The organism is Crocosphaera sp. UHCC 0190 (assembly GCF_034932065.1).
GTDB lineage: Bacteria > Cyanobacteriota > Cyanobacteriia > Cyanobacteriales > Microcystaceae > UHCC-0190.
In genome coordinates, this window is record NZ_JAYGHP010000005.1 from 120,623 (window position 1) to 137,886 (window position 17,264).

Below are 17,264 nucleotides of genomic sequence, written 5' to 3' on the forward strand. Positions count from 1 at the left end.
CCCGCAAGTAACTGGCGTTCGCTACTACTATAATGGCTCAAAAACAAATATAATGAAAGGTTTAAATTTGGTGAAATCTCCGAACCAGAAGGCAGTCATTCCCGTATTGTTGATGGTTGATCGAGATTGTTGGCTTATTTACCAATATCTTCCTGCCAAAGTAAGGGATTTTTGGCGATAAATTGTACCATCAAATTTTGACATTCATCTAAATTCAAATCAATCACTTCAACGCCGTGGGATTCCATAAATTCTCTCGCTCCTGGGAAAGTTTTAGATTCTCCGGCAATGACTTTTTTAATATTAAACTGAACCACTGCTCCCGCACAGAGATAACAGGGCATTAAGGTAGAATAAAGAACCGTATCTTGATAATTACCGATCCGTCCCGCATTGCGTAAACAATCAATTTCTGCATGGGTAATGGGATCACCTTCTTGGACTCGTTTATTGTGTCCTCTACCAATAATTGTCTGATGTTTTACTAAAACGGAACCGATGGGAATACCGCCTTCTTTTAGGCCTTGTTTTGCTTCGGCGATCGCTGCTGCCATAAATTCATCCATCTGGGAGCATCTCCTAAATTTTTTAGGGGTTAATTGCCTCATCACCTAGATCAATTTTAAACTAATTTGCTACAATGTCAAAGTAAAAAGCGTTATTTCTTAAACTGAATTTGTCTACTATAAATTCCTCTCTTGAAATATCAGCGTCTTGGCAACAATTGTTAAGACAACATCGGGCAATTGCTGTCATTCGGACAGATGACATAGAATCAGGTTTAAACATGGCTAGAGCAGCAGCCAAAGGCGGTATGCGACTGATTGAAATTACTTGGAATAGTAAAAATCCTGCTCAAATTATTCAACGCTTAAAAACAGAATTACCAGATTGTATCATTGGCACGGGGACAATTTTAACATTAGAAGACTTACAAGCTGCCATCGCTGCTCAGGTACAATTCTGTTTTACGCCTCACGTCAATCAAACCCTAATTAAAACAGCGATTGATCACCAAATTCCTATCATTCCAGGGGCCCTATCTCCCACAGAAATTGTCAGTGCTTGGCAAGGGGGAGCGAGTTGTGTTAAAGTCTTTCCGGTACAGGCAGTTGGTGGCATTGCTTATATTCGAGGATTACAGGGGCCAATAGGTTCAATTCCTTTAATTCCGACCGGTGGCGTGACCTTAGACAATGCGGCTAATTTTCTTGAAGCAGGGGCGATCGCTGTCGGTTTATCAGGTCAATTATTTCCTGATCATGCTATTAATAATCAAGACTGGAAAAATGTTACAAAACGGGCAGAATTTTTAAGAGACAAAATAAAACATCTCCAAGAGATTTAAGTTAATTAAAACAATCATATTTGATGGGCTTGATTTTTTAACCACTGATTAAACTGTTTAATTGCTTCTCTAAATATTATGCTCCTACAAACCATCACCTCAACCCCCCCACCCCGCATTTCAGCGAAACCCAAAGTTCGCTACCATAAAAAAGCATGGGCTTATGGGTTCTAACCACAGTGTAGAGGTCAGAATTGCCATTAGATATAAGTACAGGAGTTCTAAACAATTAATGTCCACCGTGAAGCTAGATGAGTGTGACTCCCTAAAGTCCCTTCATTTTCCCCCCTTACCTTTATCTCGTCCCCTCCTAATGATCGGTCATGGAACCAGAGATATTGACGGAAAACAAACCTTTCTTGACTTTGTTGCTGCTTATCAAGCATTAGACAATTCTCGTCCCGTGATTCCTTGCTTTTTGGAACTGACAGAACCCTACATTCAACAAGGGGTAGACTATTGTGTCTCTCAAGGTTATACCGATATTTCTGCCTTACCAATTCTTTTATTTGCAGCGCGTCATAACAAGTTTGATGTGACCAAGGAACTTGATCGCACCAAAGAGCGTTACCCTGAGTTAAAGTTTCACTATGGGCGACATTTTGGCATTACCCCCAACCTGTTTAAATTGTGGCAGGAACGCTTAGCTGAGTTCGATCATCCCCACGCTAACCCCAAGGAAATTAAACGGTCTGAGACGGTGTTATTATTTGTTGGGAGGGGTTCTAGTGATCCTGATGCCAATGGGGATGTCTGTAAGTTAGCGAGAATGTTATGGGAAGGTAGCGGTTATCAAACAGTAGAAACCTGTTTTATTGGTATTACTCATCCTCGTCTAGAAGAAGGGTTTAAACGGGCCCTTTTTTACCAACCAAAACGGATTATTGTGTTACCTTATTTCTTGTTTACTGGGGCATTAGTCAAGAAAATTTTTCAAACAACTGCCGAACAACAAACCCTTTATCCTGAGATTGAGATGACTTGTTTACCGGAGATGGGTATTCATCCTCAACTGTTACAGGTTGTCAGGGAACGAGAGTTAGAAACTCAACAGGGACAAGTCCAGATGAACTGTGAGATGTGTAAGTTTCGTCTTGCTGCGGTTGACGATCATGGCCATCATCATCATTCCCACGATCATCACCATCATCATCATTCAAACCCCGATCCTTACGCCAAAGTTGAAGATTATCATCAGCGGATTTGGCAGACACCATAAGACTGTTAAATTGTAACAGGTTTGGTTATTTTGTAGGGGCGTTTTATGAAGCGTCCCTATACTATAAAATTTAAAAAATCAAAGAATAAGTTATAATAAATTTACTTGACAATAATCAGTCCTATTTCCTATTTTCTTTAAGTATGGATAAACAACGAGTTGCCGTTGGTAGTAAAATTTCTTTAATTGCCAAACCTCCCTACTTGAAAACCGCCGACCCTATGCCCATGTTACGCCCTGCTGATATCTTAGAAATTGGGGAGGAAGGAACGGTTATGGATCGTCGTCCTGGAGGTTATTGGGGGGTTAAATTTGCCAGAGGAACTTTCTTGATGGAAAGTCAATATATTGCCCTTCTAACCTCTCAGGAATCATCTCATACTGTGACTTAACTATTTAGTTTCTTCCTCAGTTTCTGTCACTGAATTGTCAGTTTTATTCGCTGATTTTTGACTTTCTAAAGCAATGTCTTTGAGTTGCTCTTTGTATTGAACAGGAGCTTTAAGAATAGCATCTTTAAATAGGGTTTGTGCTTCCGTTTCTTTACCCTGTTGCCTTAACATAATTGCCTTAGCTAAGAGAGGACGAAAATCATCAACGTCCCCTTTAATTGCTTGATCATAAATGGCCAAAGCCTCATCATAACGCTTTTGTTTGGTGTAAATTTCTCCTAACAATAATTGGAGAGAGGTTAAATTAAAAGGACTCTCTGACTGAGACTCCTCAGATCCTTCCTTGAGGGCTTGATTTAAGGTATTTTGTACTAAGCTAATCGCCTGTTGAGAACGATTTTGGGCGATCAGTACATCAACCATTCCTTTTAACGCTGCTATTTCACCGGGATTTGCCGCTAAAATCTCTCGATAGGTAGCCGTCGCTCCTTCATAGTCTTGTAACTGTTGTTTCCCTTGAGCTAATAATAAGCCATACTGAGGTTGTTGGGGGTTCAGTTGGGCCAATCGTTCTAAGGGAATGAGTGCAGCGGCCAAATCTCCCTGTCTTAGTCGTGCTTCTAACAATCCACGCAGGGCATTATCATTATCAGGTTCTCTTTCTAAAACCAATTGATAGCCTAGGGCTTCATTCTCTAATTTAGCGGATTCTGTGGCAGCTAAGGATAAATTCTCCCCTTGAGGTTGACTGGCTTGAACAATACTACTGACTAAGGGTAAAATGGAAAAAGAAATTAATGCTAAGAGCATTAACACTAAAGCAGTATAAATCCAGCGGCGATGCTTGGTTTTAGAGATTTTCATAAAGAGATAATTAAGTGAAAGGGTTCGAGTGTTTTGTTAATTTGTTTGGTTTCCCAAACCATACTAAACATTGATAGGGGGTAACAAAGGTTATTTTAACTTGTTAGAGTAAATATCATCTGAAGTCTATCGTTTGATTGCTGTTAGGGGTGTAATATGCGTTTTTCTGTGAATCGACCATTCGAGTCACTTCATCTGATTGATCACTTATCATCAGGATTATCTAGTCAACCTACTCCAATTATGCCATCTCAGACTGACAAGGGCCTTCAGCATAATGTCCCGATTCCTCTCCCCAGTCATCCCAGACAGTATCGGGCCATTGGTTTAATTGAGGGTCAGTATCAACGTTCTGAAGGGCAAATGACGCGAGGCCTACTGACAACAAAGGAGGGAACGACTATTGATGCGGTGATCCTTGGTAAAGTGATTAGTGTACTCAAAAAGCACGTCGATCTCGATCAACCTCACCTGTGGGTTGTTTACCCCCGTATTCGACTAACCAATGATCAACTCCAACTACAAATTGCCGGGGTTTGGGAACCGGAAACCTTGCAACCCTCGACCTATCAAACCCTAGACTCCCTCTCATCAACGGAAGCGTCCCTAACCTCTCCTACCATTCCTATCAAAAGCGGTTACTTTTCTATTCGCGGGGAAGTTGTCTATGTCTCTCCCCAGAAAAAGACTGTTATTATCAAAATTCGTCAATCTCCTAAGAGTCCTTCGGAAAAAACTAAGTTTTTTAAGTTAAAACTCAAGGGGACACTTCCTGATAAGTCTGTGGGTCATTTTTGGGATTTACAAGTACAGTTAGAGCAAGATATCCTGATTCTCAAAACGGGGACAAATCTCGGCCATGTTCCGAAGAAAAAACCAGTTTTTCGGAATAATCACCGAAGTGTTTCCCAATTCCCTCCCCAAAAGCCTGTAATTTCTGGCGATCGCTCTCCATCTTCCCTAAAAACCCCTTCCCCTCGTCTCACACCCCTTCCCAAACCTGTGAAGCATCACCAACCCAAACCTCAGCCAAATTCTCAGGATATCCTGGAAAGTGAGGGCTTTTAACGGGGAAAGCCCTCGTTCAAAGGGTTAATAAGCCAAGGTTTCTAAGGTTTCCCGAAGATATAACCGTACTTGTTGATCGAGGGATAAAATTTCTGGGGGAGTCTTCTGTCTGGCTTGCCATTGTTGAAATCCAGAACAATCAGCGATCGCCTGTTGAAGACTTTCCCAAACCTCCCGTTCTTCATCAGCCGGACGGTCAGGGGAAACGGTTAAGCTTGTCATGGGCTTATCTCTATTCGTTTAACGTTACCTCCCTAAGCATAACCCAGATGCTTTTGACCCTGCTGATATCTATGACACAATTAGGAAGAAATTATGAAGTTTCTTCCTTGAGATTCTCTGATGGGGGCATTGTCGGGATTAAGAAGATTTTGTTAACCCGTAATCCTAGGATAGTGAAATCCTTGAGAATTTTTTCGAGATCATAGGGGGCAGTGTTTAACCACTGTTGTTGTGAGGTCAATAAAACCCCCACAACACTCACGGGAATTTGGATAAATAGGTTACTTAATAAAAAGGCGATCGCTGCGATTATCAGTCCTAAAATACGCCATTGAGGAAGCATTTGTGCTGTGATTGCACCAAGGGGGGCCCAATGATACAATTGCCATGCAATGCCTAATAATACTAAGGCGGCAATCGTATTAAAAATCTTATTTTTTCGCGTTTTCAACAGAGTTAAAATCTTGCGTTGGTCAGGGGTTAAGCTGTTGGGTTTAATGGCAACAATTAAGATACTAAAAATATCAAAAGGCCTTGTCCATTGCATCCACAAAATAGGCAGAATCCCCACGGTTACTACTAACAATAATTCTAGCCAATAAAAAGGCAAAGGATCACCTACCGCTAGTCCTAACCCCATTACCAGTAATAATAAGGGAGCAACGGCTATCCCGGCCAAATGAATCCACAAAAAGGGTTCAAGACGAAAATTGTTCATTGTTTTTTTTAACCCATAATTCTGTTTTCTTGGTAAGCTAAATTCTAGCGTTTTTTTATGAGTTATTTCTTTTAGATTAGCATGAATTGCCCACAATTGTCTCCTCTATTAAGCTTTTGGCATTGCTCAAAAACAGGATTTTTTGACCGTTGTCTATCATCGGTTGCTGCTTATCTGCCTTCTCTCAAAAAGCTTTTCAGAAGAGGCTTATTAATGACAGTTTTGTTAATTTTTTTAACGGCTTGTGGTACGGCAACTGCCCCCATTGAGTTTGCCCCTGATGGAGACATTATACAACAAGCCATCCGCTTACAACTCCGTCAGCGATTAAATCCTCTGAGTCAACAGTTAAATACGAAGCATCCTCAGTTAGAAATTGGTCAAATTAATGTTAAAAATCTTGAGTCAATTGTGGTTTCTGAATTGCCAACTTATCATCTGCAAGGAACTTATAATTTGAAATTGATTTTACCCCGTCAACAAGTGAATCAGAAAAATAATCAATTTGAAATTTATCTTCAGCGACAAGCTGAGGGGAAAACCTGGCGACTCTTGAGTAAAGATAATCAAAAAGCTTCTGAAGAATTATCTTGGAAAAGCTACTTAATTACGGCTCAATAATAATTCTAATTTAGATTAGAACTGACACAATATTTTGATAAATTGTGTTTTTTATAGGGGTAATTCATGAATTACCCCTATCAATAGGATTTGTAAGTAAGTCCTATCTTTATAAGTTTAATGACTCATCACCCAATCATGAATTAAACGGTTAACTTCATCAGGAATTTCATCATGGGGACAATGACCAGCTTCTAGATAATATTCGGTTAAATTAGGATAATATTGGCGGTATTTTTCCCCTCGTTGTTTTGCATTCATCCAAGGATCACCGCTACCCCATAACATTAATAAAGGATGGGTTAATTGTTGTAATAAATTGTCTACAGTTTCTCCTTGGGGTGTCTTGAAAACGGAGGCAAAAACTTGGACAGCACCCTCATCACAAGAGGGACGATAAATGTCTTCAACTAACTTATCTGTTACTGCCTCTTGATTGAGATATACTTTTTTTAAGGTCTTGCGAATATTAGCCGGACGACGCATATATTGAAATAATAAATAGCTAGGGAAAGGATGGAGTAAAACAGAACGAATTAACTTTTGAATAGGATTAGGTTTCTTGGGATTTTTACTATCACTAAATGGGCCAGCACTATTAAGTAAAATCAGTCCTTTAGCAGCATTTGGACATTCTGCCGCCACACAAAGCGAAGCATAACCCCCTAAAGAATTACCTGCTAAAATGACAGGTTGACCAATTATTTCGGTGATAAAATCATTGAGTTGATCGCGCCAAAGATTACCACTATATTGTAAATTGGGTTTTGCAGAACGACCAAATCCTAATAAGTCAATGGCCCAAACTTCAAAGGTTTCTTGTAATTGAGCAATATTTTTATCCCAATGATCTGTAGATGCACCAAAACCATGTATCAAGAGTAAAGGGGGACGTTGAGGCTGTTTAACCCCTGCTCGGACATAATAGATATTATGTCCTTGCCATTGCCAATAATTTCCAGATACAGCAGAATTAGGGGAAATGGGAGCTATTTGCATGGCGATCGCAGTTTATGAAGTAATGTTAACTTCTTTCTAGTGTAACTCCCTTTTTGTCAATTGACATCCTAACGCCCTAATTCGCTAAATTTAAGTTTATCTAACCGAGTTTTCTGTAGAAAAATAGGGTTTTAATAAATTATGTGCTTTATAAACATAAAAGACATTAACAATAACTCCTCCTCGTTTAATTTCTACTGTACCAATTTCTTCAATACTGTCAAAAAATGCGCTAAATTCGGCGGTTAATTCTGGCATTTCAGCAAACCGTTTCAAGGTGATATAAAGGGCATTTTTACCAACCCATTGCTCCGTATCCGGCCAAAAAGGAAACCCTCGTCTATCATAACTGAAACAAGTTACAGGAATTGGATTTAGGGGTTTAAGGGCTAAATCGATTAATCCTCCTAAATAATAGGCATTAGTAAACAGAAAATCAGCCTCTTTTAACGCCTTATAAAGAATGGGAGAGCTTGCCATTCCTTGTCTTAATTGTTTAACATCAATTAGTTCATTAGAGGGATCATTATCTGAGGTAAAAACACCACCGAACAAAACATTTTGACTGGATTTTAAGAGAGTTCCTGTATTAAGATGAATTAAAAATAATAACAAAATAGTTGTAATTATAATGGTGCTTCCTTTTAACCACCATTCCACCCAAAACTTTGAATATTTTTCCCATTTAGCTGCATATAATCCTAATAACAAAGTAGCTCCCCAATAACCAGGAATAGGCCAAGTCACCAAAATTTGTTGTTTCCCACCTAAGATAATTAATCCTAATGTTAAGGGTAAAGATAACCAGAGAATAAATAATTGTTTTTCCCAGAAATAAGGTTTATTTGCACTATCTAAATCAATTTGACCATCTTTTCTTAAGGGTATGAATAATTGTAATAATAAACTTCGGAATAGAATCCACCATAAGGGGAAGCCAATGGTCGGAAATAATAGTCCAATTCCTACCCCAAATACAGCTAACGAATTCAAAAGATTGTAGGAAGATTCTGGCACATTGGGAACCGGGAGAAAACGATTAAAAAATTGAAATTTAAAAGATATCCAATCATGATTAAAATTCCAGAATAAGAGAGGAAATAATGTTATAATAAATAAGATTAATCCTAATCCTGTCCAACGGGAAAATAAAGCACGACAATGAGGATAACTGGTTAAACAAAAGGCAACTAAAGAGAAACCTAAAACAAACCCATGATATTTACTTAAGCAAGCTAAACCGATTAAAATACCTAAAATACTAAGACGATAACTAGGAATATAAATTTGATTATCTACAGGAAAAAATTCAGAAACAGCACAATATAAAGCTGCTGACCAAAAGAAGATTAAAGGACTATCAGGAAGGGTGACAATACCAAAACCAATTTGAAAAATGGGAATAATTGACGCAATAATTAAGGTAATTTTAGCGGATTTAACATTGAACAATCTGGCACTGGTAAAGTATAATAATAATAAGCTACCTGTATATAAAAATACTGTGCCAATGCGTAGGGTAAAGGGGGAGGTAATACCTGTTAACCAAATACCAAACCCTGTAGTTAATGCGACGAAAACAGGATGATCAAAGTAACTCCAATCTAAATGTTGGGTGTAAAGATAATAATAGCCTTCGTCATAGCCAGGAAGCAACCAAAAAGCAATGATAGAACGGAATATTAGACCAAACAGTAATATCCAAATTACTGAGGGTGGGAGTTTGGGGAACACGATTTTTGTCTTAGAAATAGGGATAATCAACAATATGTTGGTAAATGTTCAGCAGTAGTGTAACATTATCTTGCTTGGGCAGGATAGTTACGATCAGCTTTGTGTTTGGTTCCAGTTCAAAAGGCTCGTCTAATAAAATTCGTTCACCATCAAAATGAGCGGATACTGATACGGTGTCCATCGGATTTACCTGTCTATCCATCACCATCTCTATGAATCTATGTGGGGATATGTTAATCATACCCCATGTATAACTTGATGTATAAGATGTTCTGGCTTCTGACTTGGTGAAAAGGTGGGCATTGCCCACCCTACATCTACTTAATAGCGGGTGCTTTGAGTGGCATATTATAGGTTGAAGCAACTTCAACCTTTTCCACTAAACTTGGCACGGAATGTCTCAATCTTGCGGTTAATTGACTGGTGGTTGCATCATAAATCTGGGTCACAATCTTAGGATACAAACCAATGCCAATAATAGGAATTAGCAAACAACCAATGATAAATACCTCTCTGGGTTCAGCATCAATGAGTTTTGTATGAGAAACTAACTCTTTGTTTTCTGGGCCATAAAGTATTTCTCGCAGCATTGACAGTAAATAAATGGGCGTTAAGATCACACCTATTGCAGCTAAAAAGACAACAATCACTTTAAAAGTTGAATTATAAGCATCGCTGGTAGCAAAGCCCACAAATACCATTAATTCTGCGACAAAACCACTCATTCCGGGCAAGGCTAAAGAAGCCATGGAACAAGTTGTCCACATAGCAAATATCTTCTTCATTTTCTTGCCAATACCCCCCATTTCATCTAACATCAGGGTATGGGTACGGTCATAGGTAGCACCTACCATAAAGAAGAGACTCGCCCCAATTAAACCATGGGAGATCATCTGTAACATCGCCCCACTTACACCAATCTCGGTAAAAGAAGCCATACCTATGAGAACAAAACCCATGTGAGAAATAGACGAATAGGCGATCTTTCGTTTGAGGTTTCGTTGAGCAAAAGACGTTAAAGCCGCATAAACAATATTCACCACCCCTAAAATTACCAACACAGGGGCAAAATAAGCGTGAGCATCGGGTAACATCCCCGCATTCATCCGTAACAGGGCATAACCTCCCATTTTTAAGAGGATACCCGCCAGTAACATATGGGCCGGTGCTGTTGCTTCTCCATGAGCATCAGGCAACCAAGTATGCAGGGGAAAAATGGGCAATTTGACCCCATAGGCAATCAATAAACCCGCATAGAGGAATAATTGTAAATTAAGGGGAATTCCTTTGGCGGCGATCGCACTCATATCAAAGGTAACAGTATCCCCAAAAAAGGCCATGGTTAAGGCAGCAACCAGGATAAATAATGATCCCCCTGCGGTGTAGAGAATAAACTTAGTTGCAGCGTAGAGACGACGTTTACCCCCCCAAATGGAAAGAATTAAATACACAGGGACTAATTCTAATTCCCACACCAGGAAGAACAGCAACATATCCTGTACGGCAAAAACGGCAATTTGTCCGCCGTACATTAACAGCATCAGGAAGTAAAAGAGTTTGGGTTTAAAGGTGACAGGCCAAGCAGCCATGGTGGCTAAAGTGGTGATAAACCCTGTTAATAAAATTAGGGGCATGGATAACCCATCAGCACCCACTGACCACTTTAAGTCGATTTGGGGAACCCAAGCATAACTTTCCACTAATTGGAGATTGGGGTTACTGAGATCGTATCCTGTGTAAAAGGCATAGACAATAATGACAAAGTCGATCAATCCTACTGTCAGGGCATACCATCTAACGGTTTTACCGTCCTTGTCAGGAATGATCGGGATGAACAAGGCGGCCACAATGGGGAAGAGAATAATGGTGGTTAACCAAGGAAAATTAGCAAGGTTCATTGGAAATTTCTTCTAAAGTTCATCAATAAGTTGGCGTTTGACATGGACTAGGGATCAGGGTTTAGGAGTTTGAAGCTTGGTGGATACCCGTTTAATTTGGCAATTTGGGGGAGATCGCCCTACCACAAACAATCTAGCAACATTTTTGAGGAGAGACTATTTTGACAATCTTAAGTTTAAGGTTTTAGTCTGTGACAATTTACAAAGTGTCACAATTACTGTGGGGATTAAGTATTTCGACTGATAGATTATTCTTGTGTGTGAGGAGTAAGAGTGATATGCAAAAGCCTTTGGAGTCGAAACACGGCAAGACGCCCGAAGGCTTTTCATTTTTATCTCATTTTGGTTAATAGAAATAATCGACAATTAACAATAAGTCATTGGCAATTGATTATCAAAAACGACACAACAACAACTGTCCTCAAAGGAGCCACTCCTTTAAGAAATCCTTTGTTATGATGTCCGAAGACTTAAATGGAACTTAGCCTAAGCGTAATCAGTCGTGACGCGAATAGGGGTAGCCAAATTGGTCAAGCCTCCCAGGTAATCCGATCTGGTGAGGGGATATCTTGATAATTTTCCCATTATACATACCTGTAAAACCTGAGGTCAGTTTATATGAAATCTTTGATCCGTTGGAGTGCTACTTTAGGGTTAGTGGGAAGTACGCTCTTAACTTCTTGGTTGGGTCATCTTCCCAAAGCCCTGGCCTTGCCTGAAGCAGATGTTCTGAAAGTCCTGCAAATTCCTGTGTTTACGATCACCACAGCAGACGGTGGCCCACTTATTGCGACTTTGGCCGATAACCAAAAAGTTACCCAAGTCTTTATGAGTCAACAAGATGCGGATACTTTTTTAGGGAAACTCAAAGAAGCTCAGCCAGATTTAGCCAAACAAGTCAAGGTTCAGCCTGTTTCTTTGGGTCAAGTCTATCAATTAGCGATCGCCAGTAGTAAAGAAGCAGAACAGTTAAAGTTTGCTTATATTCCGATGCAAAGTGCCGTTGACTCTGCGAAAACAGTCTTGAGTGAGAGTGGACAAGAGTATAAGGGGGGTGTTCCTTTGTTCATTTTACGAGGGGGCCCGGAACAAGCGATGTTAACTATTCAACAAAATAATCAAGAAGTGATTCCTTTCTTCTTTGAAAAAGCTCAAATCCAAGCCATTGCTGATCAGTTGAAGAAGGATCAACCTGATCTTGCTGCTACTATGAAAATAGAGGTAATTCCCCTAGAAAATTTGATTGCAGCATTACATCAAAAGGATGATGCAATGCTTAAGCAAATTCAACTGATTCCCTCCCAGGAAACAATTAAATTTATTCAACAATCTATGCAATCTCAACAGGGACAATCTCAGCCCACTACCCCTAAAAAATAGTCGGTTGCTGTTAAGATCTAAGAAGAGTATTGCCTCAATTGTAGCTAAGGTCGTTTCGCCTTAGCTTTCTTTTTTGCAGCCACAAACCCTATCCGTGGGGGTGATCTCGTGAACAATCTGTTAGATCAACCCTCCCCTAAAATCAATTATGAATAAGTATTAATTTTTATAACATATTGTTGACTTTCAAGGAATAATGTTAATAGTTCTCCGTAAAATCCTTTAGAATTGAGTTATTAGATGCTGACATTTTGACCTTAATTTGAAAACTTGTCCCTAAACAAAATACATTTTTTCCCTAAATTTAAGCCAAAAATAAGCGCATAAGCTCATTAGGAGGGCGCAGTGATGAAAGAGAGAGAATTATTTACTCACTACCTCAAAAATCAACGAAATTTTCAAGAAGAAAACCTACATCAAGCTAACCTAGAAGGACTCAATTTGCAGCGCATTGATCTAACCCGTGCGGACTTGAGTGGGGCTAATTTAAAAGAAACCGATTTAAGTGGTGCTTGTCTCGCTCAAGCCAATTTAACCGATGCTGATCTGAGTTACTCTCATTTAGTCGGTGCTAATCTCACGGAAATTAACCTCATTGGGGCCGACTTAACAGGGGCAGATTTAGCGGGAGTTAACTTAACCCATGCTGATCTCCGCTGTGCTAATTTGCAGAATGCCAATCTTACCAGAGCCAACCTGAAAGAAGTTAACTTAGATGGGGCTGACTTAAGGGGTGCAAACCTTTGCCATGCGGTTATTGTTAACACCGATTTAAGCGTGGCCGATACCACAGATGCCCATTTAAAAGGTAGTCAACAGTGTGAGTTAGAACAACCCCTATCAACCCATTCTGCTAATTGGGTGAGTTGGTCAGGCTGAGATTTACGGGGCTAAACGATGGATTTCCCAAGTTCTATCATCCCCGGAGGTATAGGAGAAGCGATCGTGTAAACGGTTCGGTCGCCCCTGCCAAAATTCAAACCGTCGGGGAGTAATGCGATAACCTCCCCAGAAGGAAGGTAGGGGGATTTCTCCCTGCTGGAATTTGTTTTTAATTTCCTCAAACTTCATTTCTAGCAGTTGTCGAGAGGTAATAACAGAACTTTGTGCCGAACACCAGGCCCCCAATTGACTGCCTCTAGGACGAGTTGTAAAATAGGATAAAGACTCTGCTGTAGAAATTTTAGTTGCAGTGCCTTGGATTTTAACTTGCCGTTCTAAGGGCAGCCATAAAAATAAGAGGGCAACCTGGGGATTTTCGGCAATTTGTTGAGCTTTTCGACTTTCATAGTTAGTAAAAAAGACAAATCCTTTTTCATCAAAATATTTTAACAGTACCGTTCTAATCGAGGGTTCTCCTTGGGCCGAAACCGTGGCCAAACTCATGGCATTTGGCTCCGGTAACTCCGCTTGACAAGCTTGTTGAAACCATTTTTCAAACTGTTTAAAGGGGTCTTGATCAAGAGCTTTTCGGGTTAGGCCATTGCGGGTATATTCTTCTCGTAATGCACTGAGATCCATTGTAAATTAAAAAATAAGTAAAGATTTATTACAAAGTTATTATAAGACAAAAATGAATCCAGACTTTATACGACTTCCAATTTTTTAACTTAAATGTCGGCGTTGCATCACTGCGAGATGATTTGACTTTTTCCTAATTTTTAAAGTTTCTAATTTTAGCTGCGTTGCGGCAGCACTCGCTCCGCGAGACCGCCAAATAATCAAATAACAAGCTTTAACCCCTGATTATTGTAGTCTTTAGGACTATCTGGTAACTGATTAGCTGTCTGTCTTACCCAACGTATGACTGTGTTATGGTTGACTTTAGTAATTCTTTCAATGGCTCTAAATCCGTTGCCATTAAGGTACATAGTCAAACAGTCTTCTTTAACTTTTTTAGGATAGCCCAGTTCTGAATAAAATTCGATAAATTGACGACCACAGTTCTTACATTGATAGTTTTGTTTTCCTCTTCGATGACCGTTTTTCCTAATATTATTAGAATCACATTTGGGACAGTTCATTGTGTTTTGTTTAGCCAGCGATCGCTGCCATAAAATTTTTCCCTTTATTATAAATCATCCCGGAGTGATGCAACGCCCTGTGGGCAGAAATATCTCAATGTGAATTGGGAAGCCCACCCTGTACCGCCTAAGCGGTCAGGGTGGGGAGGATGTCACGTTTCAATGCTATTATTTATAAATCATAACCTATGGGGCTGTGGCTCAGTAGGATAGAGCAAGCGCCTCCTGAAATATCGGGCATCCTGTATGGAAACGTCAGGCATGAATGTGGTCAAACTCAAGGAAGCCTAAGTCTAAGACTAAGATAGGGTAATCTTGAGCCAAGCTCTACGTCCCTGGTAGAGAAGGTGCAGAGACTGGTTGTGGGTTGCTAAGGGGAATTCATAGGATAGCAGAGAAAAAGCCTACAACATAACGGCCACCACCTACGGACAAGTTTATGTCTAGGGTGAAGGAATAGTCCAGAGAGTAGGGAAACCTACACGAATCTGAAGCGCTAGGTCGCCGGTTCAAATCCGGCCAGTCCCGTTTCTTTATAAACTCTTAATTATGCTACTCTTTGATTAAGGGAGCATAATTGTTTGAGATGCGTCATCAAAGATAGGTTTATCCTGATAGTGATCGACGCATTCAAGATGTTGGTGTGAGAGTCTGATTCATGTTGCTTAAGATACGTTCTCCCAGAAGAGAAATTAAGGTTATTCCCCCTCGCAGAGCCAAAATGAGGATTTTTCCCCTGATTCCTCTGTTAACCCTCGGTCTATGGTTCGGTTATAAACAATTACAAAGCTATTTTGTCCAACCTGAAGCGATCTTTGTTTTGGGGGGACACGAAGATCGAGAACACTTTGCCGCTCAATTAGCCCTAAAACACCCGAATTTGCCGATCTGGGTGTCTTCTGGCAGTCCCCAAGGCTATGCGACCAAAATCTTTACTAAGGCAGGGGTAAAAAGCGATCGCCTTCATCTCGACTACCATGCTAAAGATACGGTAACAAATTTTACTACCTTAGTTAAAGAATTAAAATCCCAAGGAATTGATAGTGTTTATCTGATCACTTCTGATAATCACATGAACCGGGCCAGAGTCATTGGAGAAATCGTTTTTGGTAGTCAAGGAATTGTTATAAAACCCATTGCTGTTCCTTCTCATGGTTCCCCCGAACCCCTAGAAAAAATAGTAAGAGACGGGGGACGATCTTTATTATGGTTACTAACAGGAAAAACAGGGGAAAACTTAATCGATCCTTAACTTATACCTGTTTCCAAGTACCATGAAAACCTAAGGGAATCACATGAGGTAAGGCTAAACAACAGATAGGATCATGATCTAAGGCTTCACTATCATAAATTCTGACTTCTGAGCGATCCCTATCTCCATGATAAACAACTGTTAAGACCCAACCTTGTTCTGAATTAGAGCTATTGGGAACAAAAATTGGTTCTGATGGATAGCCATTTTCTCCCATGTCTGCAATACTTAGGGTATTTAATTGACGATCAAAACGAGCGATCGCCCCAAAAATTTCTTGAGATAAATTTGCCTGATCTCGATGGACTGATAGATAGGTATAACGCCAAAATTGTCCGGTTTGATGTTTAGGAGTAATGGGAAAATCCAAGCCACGATCTAATAATTGTTGTTGATTAATGACTTGACTATTACTAGGATTAATTTCAATTTCCCAGAGAGTTCCTTTGGCGGGTGTTTGTATTTTTCCCGTAGCAACTTCTTTTAAATTTTGATTGGTTTTAAAGTCAGGATAACGCACAAATTCAACAATAATATTGCCTTGATCGTTAACATATCCATTAGTATGATGCCATTGAAACCAAGGATCAGTTTCACTTCGACTAACTAAAGATAAAGTTTCCCGATCAAAAATCAAGATTTCTGTCCCTAATTCCGGTTTCCATTCCATTGCATCACTTAAACTAGAAAACCCTAAAGCTGTGGGTAACAACTTCACACGAATAGGAGGTACAAAAAAGACTAAATAAGATCCTGCCAAGACGAAATCATGGACAATGCGTAACCCATCTAAAGGATAAGTTGATTTTTTGTTAACTTTTCCTGTCTTATCACTTTTATAAAGATTAAGGATAACTTTTGCCCCTAAACTGATGCCAAAATTATAAATATTTCCTGTTTTTGCTTCAATTTTAGGGTGTGCTGAAAAGGGTTCTGTTATGGTTAAAATCGATAAATTATCTAATCCTTTCGTTTCTAAATTATCTAAATCTAAAGCATAGGGATTTCCTCCTTCCCACAAAGCTAAAAGCTTATCTGGTAAAGCCAAAACAGATGTATTTGCTGCATTTTTTACGTCTTTTCCCCAAGTTTTCCAAAAGGGGCCGGGAACAGTCATGCCATAATTAGGGTATAAAAATTGGTGGGCTTCAGCTTCTTTTTGATACCCTTGGGTGTTGACATAACGATAGGTTGCGGTTGCTCCTGCTGCACTGAAATGAACCGCTAAAATTGCCCCATCTCCATCAAACCAATGACCTACTTTTTGACCCCCTCTTTCTAAGCGGCCTGGCCCATTCCGGTATAATGTGCCTCGTAGTCCATCAGGGATTTGTCCTGATAGAATAGGTAAGGGTTTTAAGGGGAACTCTTGGGCCGGTTCTGCGATCGCCTTTGACCAAGTGGGCATAATATTTTAACCTTTAATCTTTACCTTTATGAGCTTAACAATTTTGTCAGGATTTTTTCTGATTCCGACGCTATGGGCTATCAATTATCATATATTTATTATTAGCTTTTATGATAA

Annotated in this window: 17 protein-coding genes and 1 pseudogene; 8 read left to right on the plus strand and 10 right to left on the minus strand. The window is 39.7% G+C overall.

Annotation, left to right across the window (positions count from 1 at the left end):
* Positions 1-134: 134 nt before the first annotated feature.
* Complete coding sequence (locus tag VB715_RS09800; RefSeq protein ID WP_323301018.1) at positions 135-566, minus strand: nucleoside deaminase; 432 nt, start codon at positions 564-566, stop codon at positions 135-137.
* Between the two features lie 110 nt (positions 567-676).
* On the opposite strand from VB715_RS09800, the gene VB715_RS09805 reads away from it, so the two are divergent.
* The 3 genes from VB715_RS09805 (at position 677) to sipA (ending at position 2,959) form a co-directional block, all read left to right on the plus strand.
* Complete coding sequence (locus VB715_RS09805) at positions 677-1,348, plus strand: bifunctional 4-hydroxy-2-oxoglutarate aldolase/2-dehydro-3-deoxy-phosphogluconate aldolase (RefSeq protein ID WP_323301019.1); 672 nt, start codon at positions 677-679, stop codon at positions 1,346-1,348.
* A gap of 232 nt (positions 1,349-1,580) precedes the next feature.
* On the plus strand, positions 1,581-2,567 hold the full coding sequence (locus tag VB715_RS09810) for a sirohydrochlorin chelatase (protein WP_323301020.1): 987 nt from the start codon (positions 1,581-1,583) through the stop codon (positions 2,565-2,567).
* 143 nt (positions 2,568-2,710) lie between these two features.
* Positions 2,711-2,959, plus strand: a complete 249-nt coding sequence (gene sipA / locus VB715_RS09815) for a regulatory protein SipA (RefSeq protein ID WP_323301021.1) — start codon at positions 2,711-2,713, stop codon at positions 2,957-2,959.
* On the opposite strand, the gene VB715_RS09820 is transcribed toward sipA, so the two are convergent.
* Complete coding sequence (locus tag VB715_RS09820; RefSeq protein ID WP_323301022.1) at positions 2,960-3,823, minus strand: tetratricopeptide repeat protein; 864 nt, start codon at positions 3,821-3,823, stop codon at positions 2,960-2,962. It lies immediately after the preceding gene.
* Positions 3,824-3,991: 168 nt separating this feature from the next.
* On the opposite strand from VB715_RS09820, the gene VB715_RS09825 reads away from it, so the two are divergent.
* Positions 3,992-4,891, plus strand: a complete 900-nt coding sequence (locus VB715_RS09825) for a hypothetical protein (protein WP_323301023.1) — start codon at positions 3,992-3,994, stop codon at positions 4,889-4,891.
* A gap of 24 nt (positions 4,892-4,915) precedes the next feature.
* Here VB715_RS09825 and VB715_RS09830 read toward each other — a convergent pair whose 3' ends face one another.
* Both VB715_RS09830 and VB715_RS09835 read right to left on the minus strand, forming a co-directional pair.
* Positions 4,916-5,113 (minus strand): hypothetical protein, encoded by a 198-nt coding sequence (locus tag VB715_RS09830; RefSeq protein ID WP_323293982.1) that lies wholly within the window; start codon positions 5,111-5,113, stop codon positions 4,916-4,918.
* Between the two features lie 91 nt (positions 5,114-5,204).
* Positions 5,205-5,831 (minus strand): low-complexity tail membrane protein, encoded by a 627-nt coding sequence (locus VB715_RS09835; protein WP_323301024.1) that lies wholly within the window; start codon positions 5,829-5,831, stop codon positions 5,205-5,207.
* A 213-nt stretch (positions 5,832-6,044) separates the two neighbouring features.
* Here VB715_RS09835 and VB715_RS09840 point away from each other — a divergent pair, with 213 nt between their 5' ends.
* Positions 6,045-6,452 carry a hypothetical protein gene (locus tag VB715_RS09840; protein WP_323301150.1) on the plus strand — a complete coding sequence of 136 codons (408 nt, stop codon included), beginning with the start codon at positions 6,045-6,047 and terminating at the stop codon, positions 6,450-6,452.
* Between the two features lie 117 nt (positions 6,453-6,569).
* Here VB715_RS09840 and VB715_RS09845 read toward each other — a convergent pair whose 3' ends face one another.
* The 3 genes from VB715_RS09845 to VB715_RS09855 form a co-directional block, all read right to left on the minus strand.
* Positions 6,570-7,451 carry an alpha/beta fold hydrolase gene (locus VB715_RS09845; RefSeq protein ID WP_323301025.1) on the minus strand — a complete coding sequence of 294 codons (882 nt, stop codon included), beginning with the start codon at positions 7,449-7,451 and terminating at the stop codon, positions 6,570-6,572.
* 96 nt (positions 7,452-7,547) lie between these two features.
* Positions 7,548-9,185 (minus strand): ArnT family glycosyltransferase, encoded by a 1,638-nt coding sequence (locus VB715_RS09850; protein ID WP_323301026.1) that lies wholly within the window; start codon positions 9,183-9,185, stop codon positions 7,548-7,550.
* A 317-nt stretch (positions 9,186-9,502) separates the two neighbouring features.
* Positions 9,503-11,083, minus strand: coding sequence for an NAD(P)H-quinone oxidoreductase subunit 4 (locus VB715_RS09855; protein WP_323301027.1), 1,581 nt, complete (start codon positions 11,081-11,083; stop codon positions 9,503-9,505).
* 618 nt (positions 11,084-11,701) lie between these two features.
* Here VB715_RS09855 and VB715_RS09860 point away from each other — a divergent pair.
* Positions 11,702-12,463, plus strand: a complete 762-nt coding sequence (locus VB715_RS09860; RefSeq protein WP_323301028.1) for a Tic22 family protein — start codon at positions 11,702-11,704, stop codon at positions 12,461-12,463.
* A gap of 348 nt (positions 12,464-12,811) precedes the next feature.
* On the plus strand, positions 12,812-13,342 hold the full coding sequence (locus VB715_RS09865; RefSeq protein ID WP_323301029.1) for a pentapeptide repeat-containing protein: 531 nt from the start codon (positions 12,812-12,814) through the stop codon (positions 13,340-13,342).
* 3 nt (positions 13,343-13,345) lie between these two features.
* Here VB715_RS09865 and pdxH read toward each other — a convergent pair whose 3' ends face one another.
* Together pdxH and VB715_RS09875 are read right to left on the minus strand one after the other, a co-directional pair.
* Positions 13,346-13,984 carry a pyridoxamine 5'-phosphate oxidase gene (pdxH, locus tag VB715_RS09870; RefSeq protein ID WP_323301030.1) on the minus strand — a complete coding sequence of 213 codons (639 nt, stop codon included), beginning with the start codon at positions 13,982-13,984 and terminating at the stop codon, positions 13,346-13,348.
* 251 nt (positions 13,985-14,235) lie between these two features.
* Positions 14,236-14,487, minus strand: a pseudogene (locus tag VB715_RS09875) (transposase-like zinc-binding domain-containing protein); the annotation flags it as partial.
* A gap of 658 nt (positions 14,488-15,145) precedes the next feature.
* Between VB715_RS09875 and VB715_RS09880 the strand changes: the two are divergent.
* Positions 15,146-15,739, plus strand: coding sequence for a YdcF family protein (locus tag VB715_RS09880; RefSeq protein WP_323301032.1), 594 nt, complete (start codon positions 15,146-15,148; stop codon positions 15,737-15,739).
* 1 nt (position 15,740) lies between these two features.
* On the opposite strand, the gene VB715_RS09885 is transcribed toward VB715_RS09880, so the two are convergent.
* Complete coding sequence (locus tag VB715_RS09885) at positions 15,741-17,147, minus strand: carotenoid oxygenase family protein (RefSeq protein ID WP_323301033.1); 1,407 nt, start codon at positions 17,145-17,147, stop codon at positions 15,741-15,743.
* Between the last annotated feature and the right edge of the window lie 117 nt (positions 17,148-17,264).